This window comes from Streptomyces sp. NPDC021224 (assembly GCF_044332905.1).
GTDB lineage: Bacteria > Actinomycetota > Actinomycetes > Streptomycetales > Streptomycetaceae > Actinacidiphila.
This window is the reverse complement of sequence record NZ_JBIRPW010000008.1, coordinates 181,432-201,218: the sequence shown is the minus strand read 5'-3', so window position 1 is coordinate 201,218 and position 19,787 is coordinate 181,432. Positions and strand designations below refer to the sequence as shown.

19 protein-coding genes are annotated in these 19,787 nt (G+C 74.2%); 11 read left to right on the top strand and 8 right to left on the bottom strand.

The window, feature by feature from the left end:
• Nucleotides 1–59: 59 nt before the first annotated feature.
• Nucleotides 60–1,565: a serine/threonine-protein kinase gene (locus ACH4PY_RS21810; RefSeq protein WP_398185209.1), complete on the top strand. Its 1,506-nt coding sequence runs from the start codon at nt 60–62 to the stop codon at nt 1,563–1,565.
• Here ACH4PY_RS21810 and ACH4PY_RS21805 read toward each other — a convergent pair.
• A complete protein-coding gene (locus ACH4PY_RS21805) occupies nt 1,555–2,157 on the bottom strand; it encodes a TetR/AcrR family transcriptional regulator (protein WP_398185206.1) in 603 nt (200 codons plus the stop codon). The two genes, ACH4PY_RS21810 and ACH4PY_RS21805, sit on opposite strands and share 11 nt — an antisense overlap.
• Nucleotides 2,158–2,166: 9 nt before the next feature.
• A complete protein-coding gene (locus tag ACH4PY_RS21800; protein ID WP_398185203.1) occupies nt 2,167–3,147 on the bottom strand; it encodes a quinone oxidoreductase family protein in 981 nt (326 codons plus the stop codon).
• Between the two features lie 212 nt (nt 3,148–3,359).
• Here ACH4PY_RS21800 and ACH4PY_RS21795 point away from each other — a divergent pair, with 212 nt between their 5' ends.
• Entirely contained in the window at nt 3,360–5,024 is a 1,665-nt protein-coding gene (locus tag ACH4PY_RS21795) for a succinic semialdehyde dehydrogenase (RefSeq protein ID WP_398185201.1), read from the top strand.
• A gap of 10 nt (nt 5,025–5,034) precedes the next feature.
• Nucleotides 5,035–6,930, top strand: coding sequence for a GMC oxidoreductase (locus ACH4PY_RS21790; RefSeq protein ID WP_398185198.1), 1,896 nt, complete (start codon nt 5,035–5,037; stop codon nt 6,928–6,930).
• A 434-nt stretch (nt 6,931–7,364) separates the two neighbouring features.
• Here the strand turns inward: ACH4PY_RS21790 and ACH4PY_RS21785 are convergent, their stop codons facing one another.
• Nucleotides 7,365–7,646, bottom strand: coding sequence for a chorismate mutase (locus ACH4PY_RS21785; protein ID WP_398185195.1), 282 nt, complete (start codon nt 7,644–7,646; stop codon nt 7,365–7,367).
• Between the two features lie 257 nt (nt 7,647–7,903).
• Here ACH4PY_RS21785 and guaA point away from each other — a divergent pair, with 257 nt between their 5' ends.
• A complete protein-coding gene (gene guaA, locus ACH4PY_RS21780; protein ID WP_398185192.1) occupies nt 7,904–9,520 on the top strand; it encodes a glutamine-hydrolyzing GMP synthase in 1,617 nt (538 codons plus the stop codon).
• Between the two features lie 164 nt (nt 9,521–9,684).
• Entirely contained in the window at nt 9,685–10,239 is a 555-nt protein-coding gene (locus tag ACH4PY_RS21775) for a DoxX family protein (RefSeq protein WP_398185189.1), read from the top strand.
• Here ACH4PY_RS21775 and ACH4PY_RS21770 read toward each other — a convergent pair.
• Together ACH4PY_RS21770 and ACH4PY_RS21765 are read right to left on the bottom strand one after the other, a co-directional pair.
• The gene (locus tag ACH4PY_RS21770) at nt 10,187–10,405 is read right to left on the bottom strand and encodes a hypothetical protein (protein WP_398185187.1); all 219 of its coding nucleotides are present in this window, start codon (nt 10,403–10,405) and stop codon (nt 10,187–10,189) included. The two genes, ACH4PY_RS21775 and ACH4PY_RS21770, sit on opposite strands and share 53 nt — an antisense overlap.
• Nucleotides 10,402–11,754, bottom strand: a complete 1,353-nt coding sequence (locus tag ACH4PY_RS21765) for a PspC domain-containing protein (protein WP_398185184.1) — start codon at nt 11,752–11,754, stop codon at nt 10,402–10,404. Before ACH4PY_RS21765 ends, ACH4PY_RS21770 begins: the two co-directional genes overlap by 4 nt.
• Nucleotides 11,755–11,922: 168 nt before the next feature.
• Between ACH4PY_RS21765 and ACH4PY_RS21760 the strand changes: the two genes are divergently transcribed.
• The gene (locus ACH4PY_RS21760; RefSeq protein WP_398185181.1) at nt 11,923–13,323 is read left to right on the top strand and encodes a PspC domain-containing protein; all 1,401 of its coding nucleotides are present in this window, start codon (nt 11,923–11,925) and stop codon (nt 13,321–13,323) included.
• Nucleotides 13,320–14,006 (top strand): LuxR C-terminal-related transcriptional regulator, encoded by a 687-nt coding sequence (locus tag ACH4PY_RS21755; protein ID WP_398185178.1) that lies wholly within the window; start codon nt 13,320–13,322, stop codon nt 14,004–14,006. The genes ACH4PY_RS21760 and ACH4PY_RS21755 overlap by 4 nt, the downstream gene beginning before the upstream one ends.
• Nucleotides 14,007–14,093: 87 nt before the next feature.
• Here the strand turns inward: ACH4PY_RS21755 and ACH4PY_RS21750 are convergent, their stop codons facing one another.
• Complete coding sequence (locus tag ACH4PY_RS21750; RefSeq protein ID WP_398185175.1) at nt 14,094–14,879, bottom strand: SDR family oxidoreductase; 786 nt, start codon at nt 14,877–14,879, stop codon at nt 14,094–14,096.
• 112 nt (nt 14,880–14,991) lie between these two features.
• On the opposite strand from ACH4PY_RS21750, the gene ACH4PY_RS21745 reads away from it, so the two are divergent.
• Together ACH4PY_RS21745 and ACH4PY_RS21740 are read left to right on the top strand one after the other, a co-directional pair.
• Nucleotides 14,992–15,648, top strand: a complete 657-nt coding sequence (locus ACH4PY_RS21745) for a TetR/AcrR family transcriptional regulator (RefSeq protein ID WP_398185172.1) — start codon at nt 14,992–14,994, stop codon at nt 15,646–15,648.
• Between the two features lie 139 nt (nt 15,649–15,787).
• The gene (locus tag ACH4PY_RS21740) at nt 15,788–16,717 is read left to right on the top strand and encodes a transglutaminase-like domain-containing protein (RefSeq protein ID WP_398185169.1); all 930 of its coding nucleotides are present in this window, start codon (nt 15,788–15,790) and stop codon (nt 16,715–16,717) included.
• 139 nt (nt 16,718–16,856) lie between these two features.
• Here the strand turns inward: ACH4PY_RS21740 and ACH4PY_RS21735 are convergent, their stop codons facing one another.
• The gene (locus ACH4PY_RS21735) at nt 16,857–17,078 is read right to left on the bottom strand and encodes a hypothetical protein (protein ID WP_398185166.1); all 222 of its coding nucleotides are present in this window, start codon (nt 17,076–17,078) and stop codon (nt 16,857–16,859) included.
• A gap of 103 nt (nt 17,079–17,181) precedes the next feature.
• Here ACH4PY_RS21735 and ACH4PY_RS21730 point away from each other — a divergent pair, with 103 nt between their 5' ends.
• Nucleotides 17,182–17,676, top strand: coding sequence for a hypothetical protein (locus ACH4PY_RS21730; protein ID WP_398185163.1), 495 nt, complete (start codon nt 17,182–17,184; stop codon nt 17,674–17,676).
• A gap of 94 nt (nt 17,677–17,770) precedes the next feature.
• Nucleotides 17,771–18,355: a hypothetical protein gene (locus tag ACH4PY_RS21725; protein ID WP_398185161.1), complete on the top strand. Its 585-nt coding sequence runs from the start codon at nt 17,771–17,773 to the stop codon at nt 18,353–18,355.
• A 63-nt stretch (nt 18,356–18,418) separates the two neighbouring features.
• Here ACH4PY_RS21725 and ACH4PY_RS21720 read toward each other — a convergent pair whose 3' ends face one another.
• On the bottom strand, nt 18,419–19,528 hold the full coding sequence (locus ACH4PY_RS21720) for an NlpC/P60 family protein (protein ID WP_398185158.1): 1,110 nt from the start codon (nt 19,526–19,528) through the stop codon (nt 18,419–18,421).
• Nucleotides 19,529–19,787: the final 259 nt, after the last annotated feature.

Sequence of the window (19,787 nt, the reverse complement as noted above, 5' to 3'; positions counted from 1 at the left end):
TCGGGGGGCGGGACCCGATAGGGTCCGGGGGTCGGGGACGGGGAGCGCCCGGAGGCGGTATGGGGACGGACCGGGTTGTCGCGGAGAGGTATCGGCTGGGCGCGCGCCTGGGCCGCGGCGGCATGGGCACCGTCTGGGCCGCGACGGACGAACTGCTGCACCGCACCGTCGCCGTCAAGGAACTGCACCTTGCCGACGGCGAGCAGCGCGCGCTGCGCGAGGCGCGGGGCCTCGCGCGGATCCGGCATCCGAACGTGGTCGTCGTGTACGACGTCGTGGAGCAGGACGGCCGGCCGTGGATCGTGATGGAGCTGGTGGACGGCCGCTCGCTCGCGGAGGTGCTGCGCGAGGACGGCCCGCTCCCGCCGCGCGAGGCCGCGCGGGTGGGCGCGGCGGTCGCGGGCGCGCTGCTCGCGGCCCATGAGCACGGCATCCAGCACCGTGACGTGAAGCCAGCGAACGTGCTGCTCGACCGTACGACCGGCCGCGTCGTGCTCACGGACTTCGGTATCGCGCGGGTGCCGGGCAGCGACACGGTCAGTGAGACGGGCGCCTTCGTGGGCTCGCCCGAGTACACCGCGCCGGAGCGGATGGATCCGAACCAGGCTGCCGGGCCGGAGTCGGACCTGTGGTCGCTGGGGGCGCTGCTGTGCGCGGCGGTGGAGGGGCATTCGCCGTTCCGGGGCGAGTCGGTGGCGGAGATCGTGCACGCCGTGGCGTTCGCGGACATCCGACCGCCGGAGGCGGTGGGTCCGCTGCTGCCGGTCGTGCGGGGGCTGCTGGAGCGGGATCCGGCGCGCCGGATGGCGGCGGCGGACGTGCGGACGGTGCTGGTCGCGTACGCGGAGGCGGGCATCGAGCCGCCGACGCCGCCCACCGTGCCGCGGGCCGTGCCGGAGCCGGGGCCGGGGCCGGGGCGTGGGCGGAAGGGGCGGCGGCGCCGGTTGCTGGCGGGGCTCGCCGCTGCGGTGCTGATCGCGGTGGTGGCGGGCGGGACCGCCGCTGTTGTCGTGCTCAGGGGCAGGGACGGGGGTGGCGCCGCCCCGTCCCCGGCGGTCACCACGCAGGCGCCCGCCACGACGACCGCGGCCCCGCGCCCGACGCCCACCGCGTCCCCGCTCCCGGCGGGCTTCCGTACGGTCGCCGACCCGCACGGCTGGTCGGTCGCCCTGCCGGACGGGTGGGACCGGCAGGAGGTTCCGCCGCGGGTGTACTACTGGTCGGCGGATCACGCCTTCCGGTTCGGGGAGCGGATACAGCCGCCGGGCAAGGGCACGGCGTACGACGTGATGCACGGTCAGGACGTGCAGGCGCGCGGGGCGAAGGGCCCGTACCGGGGCTACCGGGACGGGGTAGTGACGCGGACCGCGCAGCAGGGGGCGGACGCGGCGCTGTGGGAGTTCACCTACGACGGTTTCGGTGACGGGAAGGGCGCGCGGCGCACCTTCGACCTGTGCTGGGTGCAGGGCGGGCGGATGTACGACGTGTGGCTGTCCGGGCCGCTGGACCGGACCGAGGAGACCAGGGCCCTGTTCGACACCGCCCGGCGGACGTTCACACCGTGACGGGGGCGCCGCGGCGCAGCGCGGCGATGCCCTCGTCGAGCGCGGCCTCCAGGTGCGCGGTGCTGCCGGTGGACATGAGGATGAGCACACCGCCCTGGATCGCGGCGAGCAGCGCGGCGGCGACGCGTTCCGGGTCGATGTCGGGTGCGGTGCGGCCGGCCGCCCGCATGTGGGCGACGCCTTCGGCGAGCGCGGACTGCCAGTGCTGCATCAGCTCGGCGACGACGGCCCGGGTCGCGGGCGTGGAGCGGCCCGCCTGGGAGACGGCGATGCTCAGCGGGCAGTCCTGGCCCTGCGCCCGGTAGTGGCCGACGACCTTCTCCCGCCAGGCCCGCCACGCCTCCCAGGAGGTGAGCGTGCCCAGTTCCGGCTGCTGGTCGGCGAGGACGCGGTCGGCCTCGTGCCGTGCGACGGCGAGGAACAGCTCCTCCTTGCCACCGGGGAAGTAGTGGAAGAGCTGGCTCTTGCTGGTGGAGGTGGCGGCGAGCACGTCGTCCAGCGTCACCGAGAAGACGCCCTGGCGGCGGATCTCGGCGGCGGCGCCCTCCAGGATGCGGTCGCGGGTGGCCGCACCCCTGCTGGTGAGCGTCATGGGTCTCCTCTACGGGATGAGCAGCAGCTTGCCGGTGGTGCGGCGCGACTCCAGGTCGGTGTGCGCGGTCGCGGCCTCGGTGAGCGGGTAGCGCCCGCCGACGCGTACCCCGATCTTGCCCTGCGCGAGCATCGCGAAGACCTCCGCGCTGCGCCGCCGCAGCGCCTCGGGGGTGCGGACGTGGTGCTGCACCATGGGGTAGCTGAACAGGATGCTGTTGGGCAGGTCCGTCACGGAGAAGGACGGGACGCCCATGAAGGGCCCGTAGTAGGCGTGTGTGCCGTGCGGGCGCAGGGCGAGCTGGGAGGAGCGGAAGGTCGCGGTGCCGCCGCCGTCGTAGACGACGTCCGCGCCCTCGCCGCCGGTCAGCTCCCGGATCCGGTCCTCGAAGCCGCCGCCGGACCACACCAGGACGTGGTCGGCGCCGGCCTCCTTCGCGACGGGGACCTTGTCCTCGCGGGAGACCAGGCCGATGACGGTGCCGCCGCGGGCCTTGATCATCTGGGTGAGCATGAGGCCGACGCCGCCGGCCGCGGCGTGCACGACGGCGGTGTCGCCGGGGCGTACGGCGTAGGTCTCGGTCGTGAAGTGGTTGGCGGTCAGGCCCTGCATCATGACGGCGGCGGCGGTCCCGTCGTCGATGCCGTCGGGCACCCGGACGAGGGACGTGACGGGGATCGCGGCGCGTTCGGCGTAGCTGCCGGGGTGGTAGAACCAGGCGACCCGGTCGCCGACCGCGAGGCCCTCGGGCCCGTCGGCCTCGGCGGCGCCCTCGCCGAGCGCGACGACGGTGCCCGCGCCCTCGACGCCGAGGCCGAAGGGCGGGGTCCAGCCGGGGCCGCCGATCTGCCGGGCGCCGACGTCCATGTAGTTCACGCCCGCCACGGCCACCTCGACCAGGGCCTGGCCGGGGCCGGGGGCGGGCTCGGGGATGTCGGCGACGTCCATGACCTCGGGGCCGCCGTGCTGCTCGACGCGGATCGCGCGCATGGGCTGTTTCCTTTCCGGAGGGGCCCGGGGGAGGTCCGGGGGCCCGCTTGAGGGGACGTCTTCGACGGTAGGAAGTGAAAAATGGACCGGCAAGTCCAGTTCTGTCGGGAGCACCCGGCGGGCGGCGAAGCTGCCGCCAAAGGTGTTACCGCCGGTAGAAAGTGGCTACTCATGGGTAGCCACACCGGGCCCCGCGTCGTAATCTCACCGGCATGACGGATTCGCCGCAGCCGACCCCCAGTCGCGACGACGCCCCCGCGGCCGCCACCGCCACCGCCGACGCCCCCGCGGCCCCCGAGGGCGGCAACCCGGCGCTGCCCGGCGGTGCCCGCGGCCCCGCCGACGTCGTCACGCCCGACCTCGTCGCCCGGCTCACCCGCGGCCTGCCCGGCACCGGCCGCACCACCAGCCACACCCCGCTCACCGGCGCCGAGCTGGCCTCCCTCCCCGAGGCCACGCCCGACGACGTCGCCGAGGCCTTCCGCCGGGCGCGCGCGGCCCAGCCGCAGTGGGCGGCCCTCCCGGCGAAGCGCCGGGCCGCGGTCCTGCTGCGCTTCCACGACCTCGTCCTCGCCCGGCAGGCCGAGGTGCTCGACCTCATCCAGGTCGAGACCGGCAAGGCCCGGCTGCACGCCCACGAGGAGGTGCAGGTCGTCGCGATGGCGGCCCGGCACTACGGGCTCAAGGCGCCGTCCTACCTCGCCGCCCGGCGCCACCAGGGCGCGATCCCGGCCCTGACCCGCACGGTGGAGCTGCGCCAGCCGCGCGGGGTCGTCGGGCAGATCTCGCCCTGGAACTACCCGCTGGAGCTGTCCGTCGGCGACGCGCTGCCCGCCCTCGTCGCGGGCAACGCGCTGGTCACCAAGCCCGACACCGAGACCGCGCTGACCGCCCTGTGGGCGCGCGAGCAGCTGATCGAGGCGGGGCTGCCGGAGGGCGTGTGGCAGATCGTGATCGGTGAGGGCCCGGTCGTCGGGCCCGCCGTCGTCGACCACGCCGACTACGTGTCCTTCACCGGCTCCACCCGCACCGGCCGCGAGGTCGCCCAGCGCGCCGCCGCCCGGCTGGTCGGCGCGAGCCTCGAACTCGGCGGCAAGAACGCCCTGCTGGTGCTGCGCGACGCCGACCTCGACAAGGCCGCCGAGGGCGCGGTGCGCGCGTGCTTCGCCTCCGCGGGCCAGCTGTGCATCTCCATCGAGCGGCTGTTCGTGGACGCCTCGGTCGCCGACGCCTTCCTGGAGCGGTTCGCCGCCCGGACCCGGGCGCTCAAGCTCGGCACCGCGCTCGCCTACGGCGCGGGCATGGGCTCGCTCGTCGGCCCGGCCCAGCTCGACGTCGTCACCCGGCACGTGGAGGAGGCGAAGGACAAGGGCGCCCGGGTGCTCGCCGGTGGCCGGGCCCGCCCGGACGTCGGCCCGTACGTCTACGAGCCGACGATCCTGGACGGCGTGGAGCCGCCGATGGCCGTCTGCACCGAGGAGACCTTCGGCCCGGTCGTCTCCGTCTACCGCTTCCGGGACGAGGACGAGGCCGTCGAACGCGCCAACGCCACGCCCTACGGCCTCAACGCGAGCGTGTGGACCAAGGACGTGCGGCGCGGCGCCCGGATCGCCGCGCGGCTGCGCTCCGGCACGGTCAACGTCAACGAGGCGTACGCCGCCGCGTACGGCAGCGTGCGCGCCCCGATGGGCGGCATGAAGGACTCCGGGCTGGGCCGCCGGCACGGCTCGGAGGGCATCCTCAAGTACACCGAGGCGCAGACCGTCGCCACTCAGCGGCTGCTGCCGCTCGGTCCCTCCCTCGGCATGGACGACGAGAAGTACGCGGCTTTCCTGAGCCGTTCGCTGCGGCTGATGAAGACGCTCCGGATGCGCTGAGGAGGCGCTTGTGACAGCGGAAGGCGAACCCCGCGGCTCTCGCGGGGCGGAGGACGGCTTCGACTACGACGTCCTCGTGATCGGCTCCGGTTTCGGCGGTTCGGTCGCCGCGCTGCGGCTGACCGAGAAGGGCTACACCGTCGGCGTGCTGGAGGCCGGCCGCCGCTTCGCCCGCGGTGAGCTGCCCAGGAACTCCTGGGACCTGCGCAACTACCTGTGGGCGCCCGCGCTCGGCCTCTACGGCATCCAGCGCATCCACGTCCTCGGCAACGTCCTGGTCCTCGCCGGTGCGGGCGTCGGCGGCGGCTCGCTCAACTACGCCAACACCCTCTACGTACCGCCCGCCGCCTTCTTCCAGGACCGCCAGTGGGGCCACATCACCGACTGGCAGCGGGAGTTGACGCCGTACTACGACCAGGCCAAGCGCATGCTCGGGGTGCGGCTCAACCCGACCACCACACCCTCCGACGAGCATCTGAAGGCCGCGGCCCAGGAGATGGGCGTCGGCGACACCTTCCACCTCGCCCCGGTCGGTGTCTTCTTCGGTGACGGCGGCGACTCCGACGGCGCCGTCAAGGCCGCCCCCGGCGAGGAGGTGCCCGACCCGTACTTCGGCGGCGCGGGGCCCTCCCGGCGGGCCTGCACCGAGTGCGGGGAGTGCATGACCGGCTGCCGGCACGGCGCGAAGAACACCCTCAACGAGAACTACCTGCACCTGGCCGAACGGGCCGGTGCCACCGTCCACCCCATGACCACCGTCGTGGACCTCACCGAGGACGCCGGCGGAGGCTACCGGGTCACGACCGTGCCCACCGACCGCCGCCGCAAGGGCGCCCGCACCACCCTGCGCGCCCGCCAGGTCGTCGTCGCCGCGGGCACGTACGGGACGCAGACGCTGCTGCACACCATGCGCGACAGCGGCCGGCTGCCCGCCCTGTCGCCCCGGCTCGGCGAGCTGACCCGCACCAACTCCGAGGCCCTGGTGGGCGCCCAGACCTCGCCGCGCCGCTACCGGAAGAAGAACCCGGGCCGCGCCCCGGACTTCACCCGCGGGGTGGCGATCACCTCGTCCGTGCACCCCAACGACCACACCCACATCGAGCCGGTCCGCTACGGCCGCGGCTCCAACTCCATGGGCTCGTTCTCGATCCTGGCCGCGCCGTACCGCGGAAGGCTGCCGCGCTGGGCGGAGTTCGCCGGTGCCTACCTGCGGCACCCGCTGCTCGCGGTGCTGTCGCTGTCCAACCGGCGCTGGTCGGAGCGCACCATCATCGGCCTGGTCATGCAGACCAGCGACAACTCCCTGGCCACGTACCGCAAGAAGCGCGGCCCCGGCAAGGGCCTGCTGACCGCCCGGCAGGGCCACGGCGAGCCCAACCCCGTGCACATCCCCGAGGGCGCGCGGGCCGCGCAGCTCATCGCCGAGCAGATCAACGGCTTCGCGGGCAGCAACATCGGCGAGGCCGTCAACCGCCCGATGACCGCGCACTTCCTCGGCGGCTGCCCGATCGGCGAGGACGCCGAGCACGGCGTCATCGACCCCTACCACCGGCTCTACGGGCACCCGGGCATCCATGTCGTGGACGGCGCCGCGGTGTCGGCGAACCTCGGTGTCAACCCGTCGCTCACCATCACCGCCCAGGCCGAACGCGCCATGTCGCTGTGGCCCAACAAGGGCGAGCAGGACCCGCGTCCGGCCCAGGGTGAGCCCTACCGCGAGATCCCGGCCGTGCCGCCGGCCGAACCGGCGGTGCCCGAGAGCGCGTTCGGCGCGCTGCGGCTGCCGCTGCTGCCCGTCCCCGCGGTGCCGCCGGCCCGCGGACAGGCAGCGGGAGCCACGGCTCCGGGGGACGAGGGGGCTCCCGGAGCCGCCGCACAGGACGCGGAGGACTCCTCTTCCCGGTGAAAGAGCACCGAACGCGCCTGTACGCACGGTAATGTGTGCGTTACGGTGCTCTCGGTGCAATTGCGGCAGCGGGTGCCGTGAGAGGTGCCGCAGAGCGGCCGGGCCCGGGCGTCCCCGGAGCCGACCGCCTCTTGGAGTCGTGACCGGGCTGCTGTCCCCTGCCGTCCGGTCACTGGCTGCCGCTGCGAGGTCCCACGGCGGCGCATCGCTGCGCCGCCTCATCGCACCGGCCCACACCCCGCCCAGCTGCGTCTGGGCGGTGTCCACTTCCACGCGTGGTGTTGGCGACCGCCCCTGGCTGGCACGGACACCACCTCCAACGAAGGCACCGCGGGGCGGTCACGTGCCGTTCGGGTGATGCCCCCCGAAAGGGTCGCGCCCGCGCGCCGCGTTGTCCCGCCACGCCCGGACGCGACCCACCGTGCCCGGCCGTGTCACACCGTGCCGCGGCACAGCTCCAGCAGCGTCATCGCGACCGAGGTGCCCGGCCGCCCGAGCGCGTCCCCGTACGTGCGCAGGATCTCCATCTCGCGGGCCAGGTGCACGCGCCGCCCGCCGGCCCCCATCCGTGCCTGCTGGACGGCCCGCGACGCCGCCACGCGCTCCTCGACCAGGGCGATGATGCGGGTGTCCAGGTCGTCGATCCGCGCCCGGTTCGCCGCGATCACCTCGTCGGGGGTGGGCGCGTCCTGCTGCTGCGGTGCCGGTGTCGTCATGTCTGCTCCTCGGTCCGGTCGGTGGTGGACCTCCGGGAGCCGCGGTGCCGTCCCGCCCGGGAAACGGCAGACGCCCCGGGCGGTGAGCCCGGGGCGCCTGGAAGTCGCGGTGTCAGCGGCACACGCGACGCGACCATGGCAGCCGGCCGGGCCGGTTGCCATAGGTAAACGCGAAGGTGTGCGCGGTCATGGGGTTGAGTGTAGCGGCGGTAGAATCGGAGATCGACCCCCCTTCGCAGACCGCCGGAAGGCAGCACGTGGCACCAGCGACCCCCGCGAACACCGAGACGCCCAGGACCGACGAACTGACGCCCGAGAACGACACGGTCCTCGTCGTCGACTTCGGGGCGCAGTACGCCCAGCTCATCGCCCGACGGGTGCGCGAGGCCAGGGTCTACAGCGAGATCGTCCCCTCGACCATGCCGGTCGAGGAGATGCTGGCCAAGCGCCCCAAGGCCGTCATACTCTCCGGCGGCCCCTCGTCCGTCTACGAGCCGGGCGCGCCGACGCTGGACCCGGCGCTGTTCGAGGCCGGTGTCCCCGTCTTCGGCATGTGCTACGGCTTCCAGATCATGGCCACCACGCTGGGCGGCACGGTCGACAACACCGGCGCGCGCGAGTACGGCCGTACCGCGCTGAGCGTGTCGCGGCCCGGCTCCACGCTCTTCGAGGGCACCCCGGCCGAGCAGTCGGTGTGGATGTCGCACGGCGACGCGTGCTCGGCCGCGCCCGAGGGCTTCACCGTCACCGCGTCCACCGACCTGGTGCCGGTCGCCGCGTTCGAGAACGACGAGAAGCGGCTCTACGGCGTCCAGTACCACCCCGAGGTGCTGCACAGTACGCACGGCCAGCAGATCCTGGAGCACTTCCTCTACCGCGGCGCGGGCCTGGCCCCGACGTGGACGGCGGAGAACGTCGTCGAGGAGCAGGTCGCCGCGATCCGCGCGCAGGTCGGCAGCAGCCGGGCGATCTGCGGGCTGTCCGGCGGGGTGGACTCCGCGGTCGCCGCGGCCCTCGTCCAGCGCGCCATCGGCAGCCAGCTGACCTGCGTCTACGTCGACCACGGCCTGATGCGCAAGGGCGAGACGGAGCAGGTCGAGAAGGACTTCGTCGCCGCGACCGGCGTGCAGCTGAAGGTCGTCGACGCCTCCGAGCGCTTCCTGAACGCGCTGGCCGGGGTGTCCGACCCGGAGCAGAAGCGCAAGATCATCGGGCGGGAGTTCATCCGGGTCTTCGAGCAGGCGCAGGCCGAGATCGTCGCCGAGGCGCCCGGTGACCACCCGGTGGAGTTCCTGGTGCAGGGCACCCTCTACCCCGACATCGTCGAGTCCGGCGGCGGCACCGGCACCGCGAACATCAAGTCGCACCACAACGTCGGCGGCCTCCCCGAAGATCTGGAGTTCCGGCTCGTCGAGCCGCTGCGCCAGCTGTTCAAGGACGAGGTCCGGATGGTCGGCCAGGAGCTGGGCCTGCCCGAGGAGATCGTGCAGCGCCAGCCGTTCCCCGGCCCCGGCCTGGGCATCCGCATCGTCGGCGAGGTCACCCGCGAGCGGCTGGAGCTGCTGCGCGAGGCCGACGCGATCGCCCGCGAGGAGCTGACGGCGGCCGGGCTGGACCGGGAGATCTGGCAGTGCCCGGTCGTGCTGCTCGCCGACGTCCGCTCGGTCGGCGTCCAGGGCGACGGCCGCACCTACGGCCACCCGGTCGTGCTGCGCCCCGTCTCGTCCGAGGACGCGATGACCGCCGACTGGTCGCGCCTGCCCTACGACGTCCTGGCCCGGATCTCCACCCGCATCACCAACGAGGTCCGCGACGTCAACCGGGTCGTCCTCGACATCACCAGCAAGCCCCCGGGCACCATCGAGTGGGAGTGATCTCCCGCACACACCGGAAGATCCCGGCGGCCGCACGGCCGCCGGGATCTTTTTTGCGCCCGCGGTGAGACACAGCTCGCTGGTGTACGTATGACTGTCCGACACCGGCAGGGCGGAGGGGACGCTTCCGCGACGGCGACCGGCGGCGGGAGAGGCGGAGGACGATGCGCGAGACGGTCGAGAAGTGGCGGGCGGTCGCCGGGCGGTACGCACTGCTGCCGCTGCGGGTGTTCCTCGGGGTGACGTTCGTCTACGCCGGGCTGGACAAGCTGACCAGCGACAGCTTCTTCACCGACAGCGCCAACGGCTCGCTGCTGCAGATCCTGCACGCCTCGCACGACACCGCCGCGATCCCCGGCCTGGTGGACCTCGCGCTCAAGGCGCCGCACGGCTTCGGCTACGCGATCGCGCTGGGGGAGATCGCCGTCGGGCTCGGGACGCTCGCCGGGCTCTTCGGGCGCCTCGCCGCCGCGGGCGGGGCGCTGATCTCGCTGAGCCTGTGGCTCACCGTGAGCTGGCCCACCACGCCGTACTACTACGGCAACGACCTCGCCTACCTGATGGCCTGGCTGCCGCTGGTGCTCGCCGGGACGCCGCTGCTGTCGGCCGACCGGCTGCTCGCCGTACGCCGGGAGCGCGCGGCCGGTGCGCCGGACGCCCCCGACGTCACCCGCGCGCCCGGCGCGAGCGCGCCCGTACGGACCGCACCGCCTGCGTGAGCACCCCCGTGACGGCGGCCAGCACCAGGCCGCCGCCCGCCAGCCAGGAGGCCGTGCGCCACCCCAGGTGCCACACGCCGCCCGCGTCCAGCAGGAAGAACACCGCCAGGGTGCACAGCACCAGGCCCATCACCAGGGCCGCGGGTTCGAACCGGTGCCTGTTCACCTGACCACCTTCAGCTGGCCCACGCCCACCTCGACGTGGAGATCGACCGTTCCGTGCGCGGGGACGCCCGCCGCCGGGCGCAGCGTCACCGTGCCGTGCTTGTCCGACTGGATACGCACCCCGTCGTTGACCTTGTCCGGCAGCACCAGCTCGGCCAGACCCAGGTCGTAGTCGAGCACCACCGTCGCGTCCTTCGGCAGCCGCACCTCCGCCAGGCCCGCGCCCACCTTGACGTGCGAGCCGACCGTCGTGCCCGCGGGCAGCTCCAGGACCGACAGGTCCAGCAGCCCGCGGCCGGTGCCGCGCTCGTACAGCGTCCGCACCTGGCCCGCGTCCGCCGGGCGCCACGTCGTGGTGCCGACACCGGGGCCGCCCGCCGTGGGCAGCGCCGTCACACCGACCAGCGCGCCCAGCGTCAGGACGGCGAAGAAGGCCGTGCCGCCGCGGGCCCGCCCCGCGAACGACGCCACCACGAAGGCCGCGCCCAGTACGGCCAGCGCCGACGCCAGCCCGATCTCCGCGCTGACCGCCGCGGGTTGGTAGGGCCAGGACACCCCCGTGCCGACGCCGAGCGCCGTCACCGTCAGCAGCAGCACGGCGAGCGCGAACGGCCACGAGCGCTCCTGCCCCTGCCGCACCGCCTTCTTCCGGTCCCGCCACGCCTGCCGGTCCTCGTCGCCGTACGGCCCGTCGTCCGGGCCCCACAGATACCGCGGCAGCTCCTTCGTCAGCGGGTCCCGCCACCACGAGGGCCGCCCCGGCTCCGGCGGCGGCGCCACCGCGGGCGGCGCGTCCACCACCGCCGCCGCGGCCGCCGGGGAGACCGGAGGCGCGGGGGACTGGCGGCGCTGCGACCAGTACACGGCGCCCGCGGTCGCGAAGAGCAGCACGAGCGAGAAGGCCTGGTTGGTGGCGTTGCCGAGCATCGAGGCGTACAGGCCGCAGCCGACGAGCGTCATGAGCACGGCGGTGAGCGGCGCCCCCTCGATGCGTCCCGACATCAGCCGGTGCGCCTCGCTCTGCTCCTCGTCCTCCTGCGGGATGACGAGCCAGCCCATCCCGTACACGATCAGGCCTATGCCGCCGGTGAGGGCGAGCACGGCGAGCACGATGCGGAAGATCACCGGATCGAGCCCGAAGTACCGCCCTGCCCCGTCGCACACGCCCGCGACGACGCGCCGCTCCCGGCCGCGGGTGATCCGCGGGCGGGCGGGGCGGTCGGCCCGCTCACCGCTGTCGGTGCGGGTGCCGGTGCCGGTGCCGGGGGGCGCCTCCTCCGGCGCCGGGGCACGGGTGGCGCCCGCCTCCGTGCGGGCGGCGGGGGGCTCGTCGGTCGGCTCGTCCGTCATAGCCACCATGGTGGCCGTTCGCGGCACGCCCCGGCACCCGGTCCGACCCTGGTAGGACCCTGATCCGACCCTGGGGCCCTCCCCGGGGCCGCCCCCGGCGGGCGGCGGCGACCCTTGGGGGGTCAACCCTGATGCCCGGCGGGGGCCGGACGTGTGACGATCGGGGGTATGTCAGCGAGCAGCGCCCCGGCCGGGGCGCACACCCGACCCCCGGGCGGCGCCGCGCGCAGCGCGGGCTCCGCCGGCGGCGAGCGCGGCGCGCCCGGCGTGTCCGGCGCGCCCGCGGGCAAGGGCGCGCGCGGCGCGGGCGGAGGCCCCACGGGCGCGTCCTTCCTCAACCCGCCCGACCCCGCCGCCGGTCCGCGCCGCCTCTACCGCAGTTCCGAGGGCCGCTGGGTCGGCGGCGTCGCACGCGGCCTGGCCGGGCACCTCGCGCTGCCGGTGCTGTGGGTGCGGGTGCTCTTCCTGACGCTCACCTCCTTCAACGGCATCGGCGTGCTGCTCTACGCCGTCTTCTGGTTCTTCGTCCCGCTCGGTGTCGGCGGCGTCGCGGAGGCCAAGGAGCCGCGCGACGCCCGTTCCTGGCTGGCCGGGCGCCGCCCCGACAAGGGCCAGGTCATCGCGCTCGTCGCGCTCGCCGTCGGCACGGTCGTCCTCATCGACAACCTCAACCTGGGCGTCGCCAACCGGGCGGTGTGGCCGCTGCTGGTCATCGGGCTGGGCGCCGCTCTGGTGTGGCGGCAGGCGGACAACGCGCGCAAGGCCCGCTGGGTCGAGATGAGCCAGGGCAAGCGGTTCTGGCCGCTGGTGCGGGCCGCGGGCGGCATCGCCCTGGTCGTCGCGGGTGTCACGGGCTTCATCGTGGTGCGCGGCTCCGGCAGCCACCTCGGCGCGATCCTCCAGGCCGCGCTCGCCGTCCTGGTCGGCGTCGCGCTCATCGCGGGCCCCTACCTGGTGCGGATGACGCAGGACCTGTCGGCGGAGCGGCTGGCCCGCATCCGCGCCCAGGAGCGGGCCGAGGTCGCCGCGCACGTCCATGACTCGGTGCTGCACACGCTGACGCTGATCCAGCGCAACGCCGACGATCCGCGCGAGGTCTCCCGGCTGGCCCGCGCCCAGGAACGCGAGCTGCGCGCGTGGCTCTACCGCCCCGAGGGCACCGGCCGCGACGACGAGCCGACGACGCTCGCAGACGCGGTGCGCGCGGCCGCCGCCGAGGTCGAGGACGCGCACGGGGTGCCCGTCGAGGTGGTGTGCGTCGGCGACTGCCCGCTCGACGACCGCCTCGTCGCGACGATGCAGGCCGCGCGGGAGGCCATGGTCAACGCGGCCAAGTACGGTGGCGGCGGGGCGGTGCAGGTCTACGCCGAGGTCGAGGACGGCAAGGTCTTCGTGTCGGTGCGCGACCACGGGCCGGGCTTCGACATCGACGCCGTGCCGGAGGACCGGATGGGCGTCAGGGAATCGATCATCGGCCGGATGCGGCGCAACGGCGGCGAGGCGCGGCTGCGCCCCGCGCCGGGCGGCGGCACGGAAGTCGAACTGGAGATGGAGAGGGCCACGACATGACGGACACCGAAGGCGGCGGGCGCCGCCACGTACGGGTGGTGCTGGTGGACGACCACCGGATGTTCCGCACCGGCGTGCAGGCGGAGATCGGCGCGACGGACGAGACGGGCGTGGAGGTCGTCGGCGAGGCGGCCGACGTCGACCAGGCGGTCACCGTCGTCACCGCGACCCGCCCGGAGGTCGTCCTGCTCGACGTCCACCTGCCCGGCGGCGGCGGCGTCGAGGTGCTGCGCCGCTGCGCGACCCTCGCCGCGGACCCCGAGCAGCCCGTGCGCTTCCTCGCCCTGTCCGTGTCCGACGCGGCCGAGGACGTCATCGGCGTCATCCGCGGCGGCGCGCGCGGCTACGTCACCAAGACCATCACCGGCCCCGACCTGATCGACTCCATCTTCCGGGTCCGCGACGGCGACGCCGTCTTCTCCCCCCGTCTGGCCGGCTTCGTCCTCGACGCCTTCGCCTCCACCGACGCCCCGCCCGTCGACGAGGACCTCGACCGCCTCACCCAGCGCGAACGCGAGGTCCTCCGCCTCATCGCCCGCGGCTACGCGTACAAGGAGATCGCCAAGCAGCTCTTCATCTCGGTGAAGACCGTCGAATCCCACGTCTCCGCGGTCCTCCGCAAACTCCAGCTCTCCAACCGCCACGAACTCACCCGCTGGGCGACCGCCCGCCGGCTGGTGTGAGGACCGTCGCCCCGGCTCCGTCTGCGCGAGCGCGAAGGCGTCACCGGCCTCGGTGCGGGCGGCCGTCTCCCCGGCAGGCGGCCGTCCTTACAGGCCCGAGCCGCCCGTCGCGTCGATGACGCGGCCGGTGACCCAGCGGGCGTCGTCGGAGGCGAGGAAGGCGACGACGTCCGCGACGTCCTCGGGGCGGCCGACGCGGCCGAGCGCCGACAGGGCCGCGGCCTCCGCCTCGGCCTCCGGATTGCCGCGCAGCCAGGACGCGTTGATGTCGGTGTCGATGATGCCGGGCGCGACGGAGTTGGCGGTGATGCCGCGCGGGCCCAGTTCCTTGGCGAGGTTGAGGGTGAAGACGTCGAGGGCGCCCTTCGTGGCCGCGTAGGCGACGATGCGCGGCAGGGCGATCCGGGAGGCGCCGCTGGAGACGTTGACGATGCGGCCGCCGTCGCGCAGCCGCGCCAGGCCTTCCTTGACGATGAAGAAGGGCGCGCGGACGTTCACCGCGTAGACCTTGTCGAAGGTCTCCTCGTCGATGCCGGCCAGCTCGCTGTCGTAGCCGACCCCCGCGTTGTTGACGATGATGTCGACCCTGCCGCCGTCCCCGTACGCGCGCGTCTCCTCGTCGAAGGCCGCCCACAGCCGGGCCGCGTCGCCGTGCGTGCCCAGTTCTGCGTGCAGGGCGAACGCCCGGCCGCCGTCCTTCGTGATGCGCGCGACCACCTCGCGCGCCGCCGAGTCGTCGCGGGCGTAGCCGACCGCGACGGTGGCGCCGTCCCGGCCGAGCCGCTCCGCGATGGCCCGGCCGATCCCCCTGCTGCCGCCTGTGACCAGCGCGGTCTTCCCTGCGAGCTTGCCTTCGACTGCCGTGGTGGCCATGGCTGTCCGACCCCTTCCAAGGTGTGCGACATGACAGGAGCGATTTGTTGAGCGATTACTCAACAAATCGACGACGCTGACGCTAGCACGCTTTTTGAGCGAACGCTCTAGAATGGGTGGCGTGAGCGAGACGACACCCCCCAGACGCGGCCGCCCCCGCGGCTTCGACCGCGACGAGGCGCTCGCCACCGCGACCCGGCTGTTCTGGGAACGCGGCTACGAGGCCACCTCCATCGGCGACCTGACGGAGGCCATGGGCATCCGGCCGGGCAGCCTCTACGCCGCCTTCGGCGACAAGAAGTCGCTCTTCCACGAGGTCGTCCGGGTGTACGGGGACACCCCCACCGGCGCCTTCCTCGGCCGCGCCCTCGCCGAGGAGCCCACGGCCCGCGACGCCGTCGCCCGTATGCTGCGCGAGGCCGCGGCCAACTACGCCTGCACGAGCCACCCCGCGGGCTGCCTGACGATCAGCGCCGCCACCAACGTCAGCCCGCAGGACGCCGAGGTGCAGACCTTCCTGTGCGGGCTGCGCACCGCCAACATCGACGCCTTCGAGGCCCGGCTGCGTACCGCCGAGCAGGCCGGTGAGCTGCCCGCGGGGACCGACGCCCGGTCGCTCGCCGCCTACTTCGCCGCCGTCCTCCAGGGCATGTCGCAGCGCGCCCGGGACGGCGCCACCGCGCAGGAGCTGGCCGCGACCGCCGAACTGGCCCTCGCCGCCTGGCCGGAGGCCGCCGCGGGGAAGGCGGGTGCGGCGGGCGGGAGTTGAGACCGCGGTCGCGGAATCAATGTCCTGGACATCTCCCGGCGAAATTTGGCACGGTGGGCGCGGTCGGCCGCGTTCCGAGCGCGTCGGTGGGGCTGCCGCACCCTTGCGTCATTCCCTTGCGCCGTTCGGAGGCCCCACCGTGCCCGCTCCCCGTCTCACCCCCGAGGCTGCCGCGTACTACGCCGCACAGAGCCCGACGTCCGACCCCGGCGCGTACGCCGGACTCCTCGCGGACCTGCCGCGCGACCCCGGCGGCCTCGCCCGGGTCGTACGGGGGCTGATGATCCACCGGGTCGAGGGCGGCCAGTGGGACATCCCGATCGCCGACGACCGGATGCGCGACGACGCCGAGACGCGCTACATCGACGACATCCTCGGGCTCGTCGCCGCCCGTGACCCCGGGCCGCTCACCGCCCGCCGCGCGTGGTCGGACCGCTTCGTCGGCATCTGCCGGGACTTCACGCTGCTGCACGTCGCCCTGCTGCGCCACTTCGGCATACCGGCGCGGCTGCGCTCCGGCTTCGCCACGTACTTCTCCGACAAGGGCTTCCACTGGGACCACGTCGCCACCGAGTACTGGGACGCCGAACGCGGCTGGCTGCTCGCCGACGCGCAGATCGCCGACCCCGAGCACTACGCGTACGGCTTCGACCCGATCGACGTCCCGCGCGACCGGTTCATCGTCGCGGGCCAGGCCTGGCAGGCGATCCGCGCGGGCGACGCCGACCCGATGCGCTTCGGCCTCGACCTGGAGGACACCCCGTTGCTCGGCGAGCGCTTCGTCGCGGGCAACATCCGCTACGACCTCTCGGCGCTCAACAAGGTCGAGACGCTGCTGTGGGACGTCTGGGGCGCGGGCTCGGAGTCCAGCACCGACGTCGGTGCGGACGGCGGGCTGTCGGACGAGCTGTACGCGCTCTACGACCACGCCGCCGCCGTGACGGCCGGCCCCGACCCGGACTTCGCGGCCGTCCGCGCCCTCTTCGTCACGGAGGACCGCCTCCGTACCCCGCGGACCGTGCGCTCCCTCGCCCCGCTGCGCGGACCCGCCACGGTCACCCTGCGCTGAAGGCCGGCGGATTTCGCCGCAGCGTCCCCTTCTCTGCTCAGACCGGTGGTCGCGGTGCTCGCCGCGGCGGAGACCGCCTCGCAGCGGGCCGCGCAGAGCGGCAAGCGGGTCGAGGTCACAAACCGCAGACCCTCAACGGCTACGCGTACGGCGCGGACAACCCCGTCACCTTCGCCGACCCCACCGGCGACGGCCTGGCCTGCGGCTTCGGCGACGAGCCGGCCTGCCCGCACACCCCCAGCAAGGGCAAGGGCGACGGCGGCGACCACCGCACCCAGAAGGAGAAGGAGCAGGACGCCCGGCACCACTCGGGCGCGAGCCACACCGCCACCTCCGCCTCGTACCACACCAAGAGCGGCAACAGCGGCGGCAACTCCGTCGACAGCAAGACGCAGGACTGGCTGAGCAAGGACCTCGGGTACACCGGCGGCGGCAACCTGGACGACAAGACGTTCAGGAACTGGATGGACACCGCGGGCGGCAAGTACTCGGCGCAGATCCAGCAGTTCGGCAAGTGCCTGGACGGCGGCAGCTCGGCGGCGCAGTGCAAGGACGCCGTCAAGATGCCGCACAAGAACGACGTCGCGGACAAGCTCAACTCGGCGGCCAACGTGGCCATCGCGGGAGCCGCCGCGGGGCTGCTCTTCTGCTCGGTCGTCGGCCCCGAGGGCGGCGCGGTGTGCGGTGGGGCGGCCATCGCCGTCTACACCGGGATCCAGATCGTGGCCAACGGCTACCAGGCGTACTACAACTGCCGCAACGGGTTCGGCACCGCGTGCGTGAAGTCCTCCGTGCAGGCGCTGCTCATCTTCACCGGCATCGGATTCGCCCCCGAACTGGCGGCGTCACCCGTCGGGAAGGTGGCGAACAAGATGGGGACCTCGGTCGCCGGCGGCATCGTCAAGGGGGTCGGCGGTGTCGCGAAGGGATTCAAGAGACTCGGTGGTCTCTTCGGATGAGCAGGACAATGACACCGACGACAACGGAGAAGACCGAGCAGACCGAGAAGACCGAGCAGACCGGGCACGGGACGAGAACGGAGGAGGGGGACCGATGACGGTTTCCGCTGCGGAACGCCCGCAAAGGCAACCGGGCTTCCTGGTGCCGCTGGTGGCGCACACCCGGTGGATCACCGCCGGGTGCGTGGCCGGCACCGCGGCGGGCCTCGCCGTGGCACTGCCGGTCGGCAGCCGCGACCAGGACTGGGACGCCTTCAACCTGACGGGGCAACTCGTCGTGCTGGGGCTCTACCTGGTGATCATGCCGTTCGCGCAGTTCCGCGCGGGGGCGCGGCGCCGCACGGCCGAGGGCTACGCGGCGGCCGTCCCCGCCGAAGGGCTGCCGGACGGGCGGCAGGACCGGGGAGGGCGTGACGCCGTCCGGCGGCGGCTCGCCCTGGACGCCGTGGCGGTGGGCCTGGGCAGCGCGCTGTTCGCGCTGTTCGGCGTCTGGCGGCTGCACGTGCCGTTCCTGGTACTGCTGCTGCCGCTGCTCTTCGCGGTGTTCGCGGTGCAGACCCGCGCCGCCCGGGGATGGGAGCGCGAGCACGGCGTCGTCCTGTGGCGGCCGGCGCTCGGCCGGGCAAGATCCCGCGGAACGGCCGCGGGGCTGTACGTGACACCCGTGGACACGCCCTAGCACGCGGACCCCTGCCGGCCCGGTCGCGACGCGACCGGGCCGGCAGTCCCGTGTCCCGCCGTGTCAGCTCGGCCGCACCGCGCCCGCGAAGGGCATCTCGCTGATCGGCGCTATCCGCACCGTCGAACCGGGATGCGGGGCGTGGATCATCCGGCCGCCGCCGATGTAGATCCCGACATGGCTCACACCCGAGTAGAAGAAGACCAGGTCGCCGGGCTGGAGCTGGTCGCGGGAGATCCGCTGCCCCGCGTTGATCTGGGTGTAGGTGGTGCGCGGCAGGGACACGCCCGCCGCCTTGTACGCCGCCTGCGTCAGGCCCGAGCAGTCGTACGCGCGCGGGCCCGTGGCGCCCCACACGTACGGCAGGCCGAGCGCGCGGTACGCGAACGCCACGGCCCGGGCGGCGCGCGCCGAGGGCGCCGCGACGGAGGGGAGCGGCGCGGTGGCGGCGCCGTGCGGGCCGGGGGAGGCGGGGGCGGCCTGCGCCGGGGGGTCCTCGTCCGCCGCGAGGGCCGCGCGCTGGGCGGCGGTCAACCGGTCGAGCAGCGCTTGTGCGGCGGCGAGCTTGCCGGTGACGGTGCGGCGGTGCGCGGCGACGGCGGCCTGCGCGCCGCGCAGCGCGGCGAGCTTGTCGGCGGCCTGCGCGCGGGTGCCGGCGATGTCGCGCTGCTGGGCGGCGAGCTGCCGCAGCGTCACGGACTGCCGGGTGCCGGCCTGGGCGAGGAAGGCGGCGCGTTCCAGGTAGCTGCCGGGCGTGGAGCTGAGCGCGAGCTGCAGCAGCGGGTCGAGGCCGCCGGTGCGGTACTGGGCGGCGGCGAGGCTGCCGAGCGCGTCCCGGGTGGTGTTCAGCGCCGCGGTCTTGCGGGCCAGCTCGTCCTGGAGGGCGGTGACCTGGGTGTCCGCCCGGTCGGCCTGCTCCTTGGCGCCGTCGTACTCCTGCGTGGCCTGCTCCGCCTGCTGATAGAGCGTCGCGACCTGGGCGCGCACCTGGTCGGGGGTGAGCGTGGGCTCGGCGTGGGCGGTCTCGCCGAGCAGGGACACGGAGGCGGCCGAGGCGAGGGCCAGGGTGACGCCGACCCGCTTGGTGGTCGCGGCGGGGCCGCCGGCTAAAGGGGGGCGTTTGCGGTGCGCGGCGGGGCCGGTGGGACTGCCGGCGGGACTGTGTGAGGCCATCGCGGCCGTCACTCCTTCCAGGGAACGGCCCGGCGGCGCCTGCACGGGGGAGCAGGACGCCGCCGGGCCTTCGGCGGGGGTGGCCGATGCCGTCCACGAGCCGGGACGGCAGTGGGGTGTCGGCCACCTGAGGAGCGACGCTAGACCCGCCGGGGGCGGAAAAGGGGCGCGCTGACCGGGACTGACCTCATCCGGTCGGCTCTGCCCGCTTCCGACCGCTGTTCGACGGGTGACCCGCCCGCATATGCCCGCAGCCTGA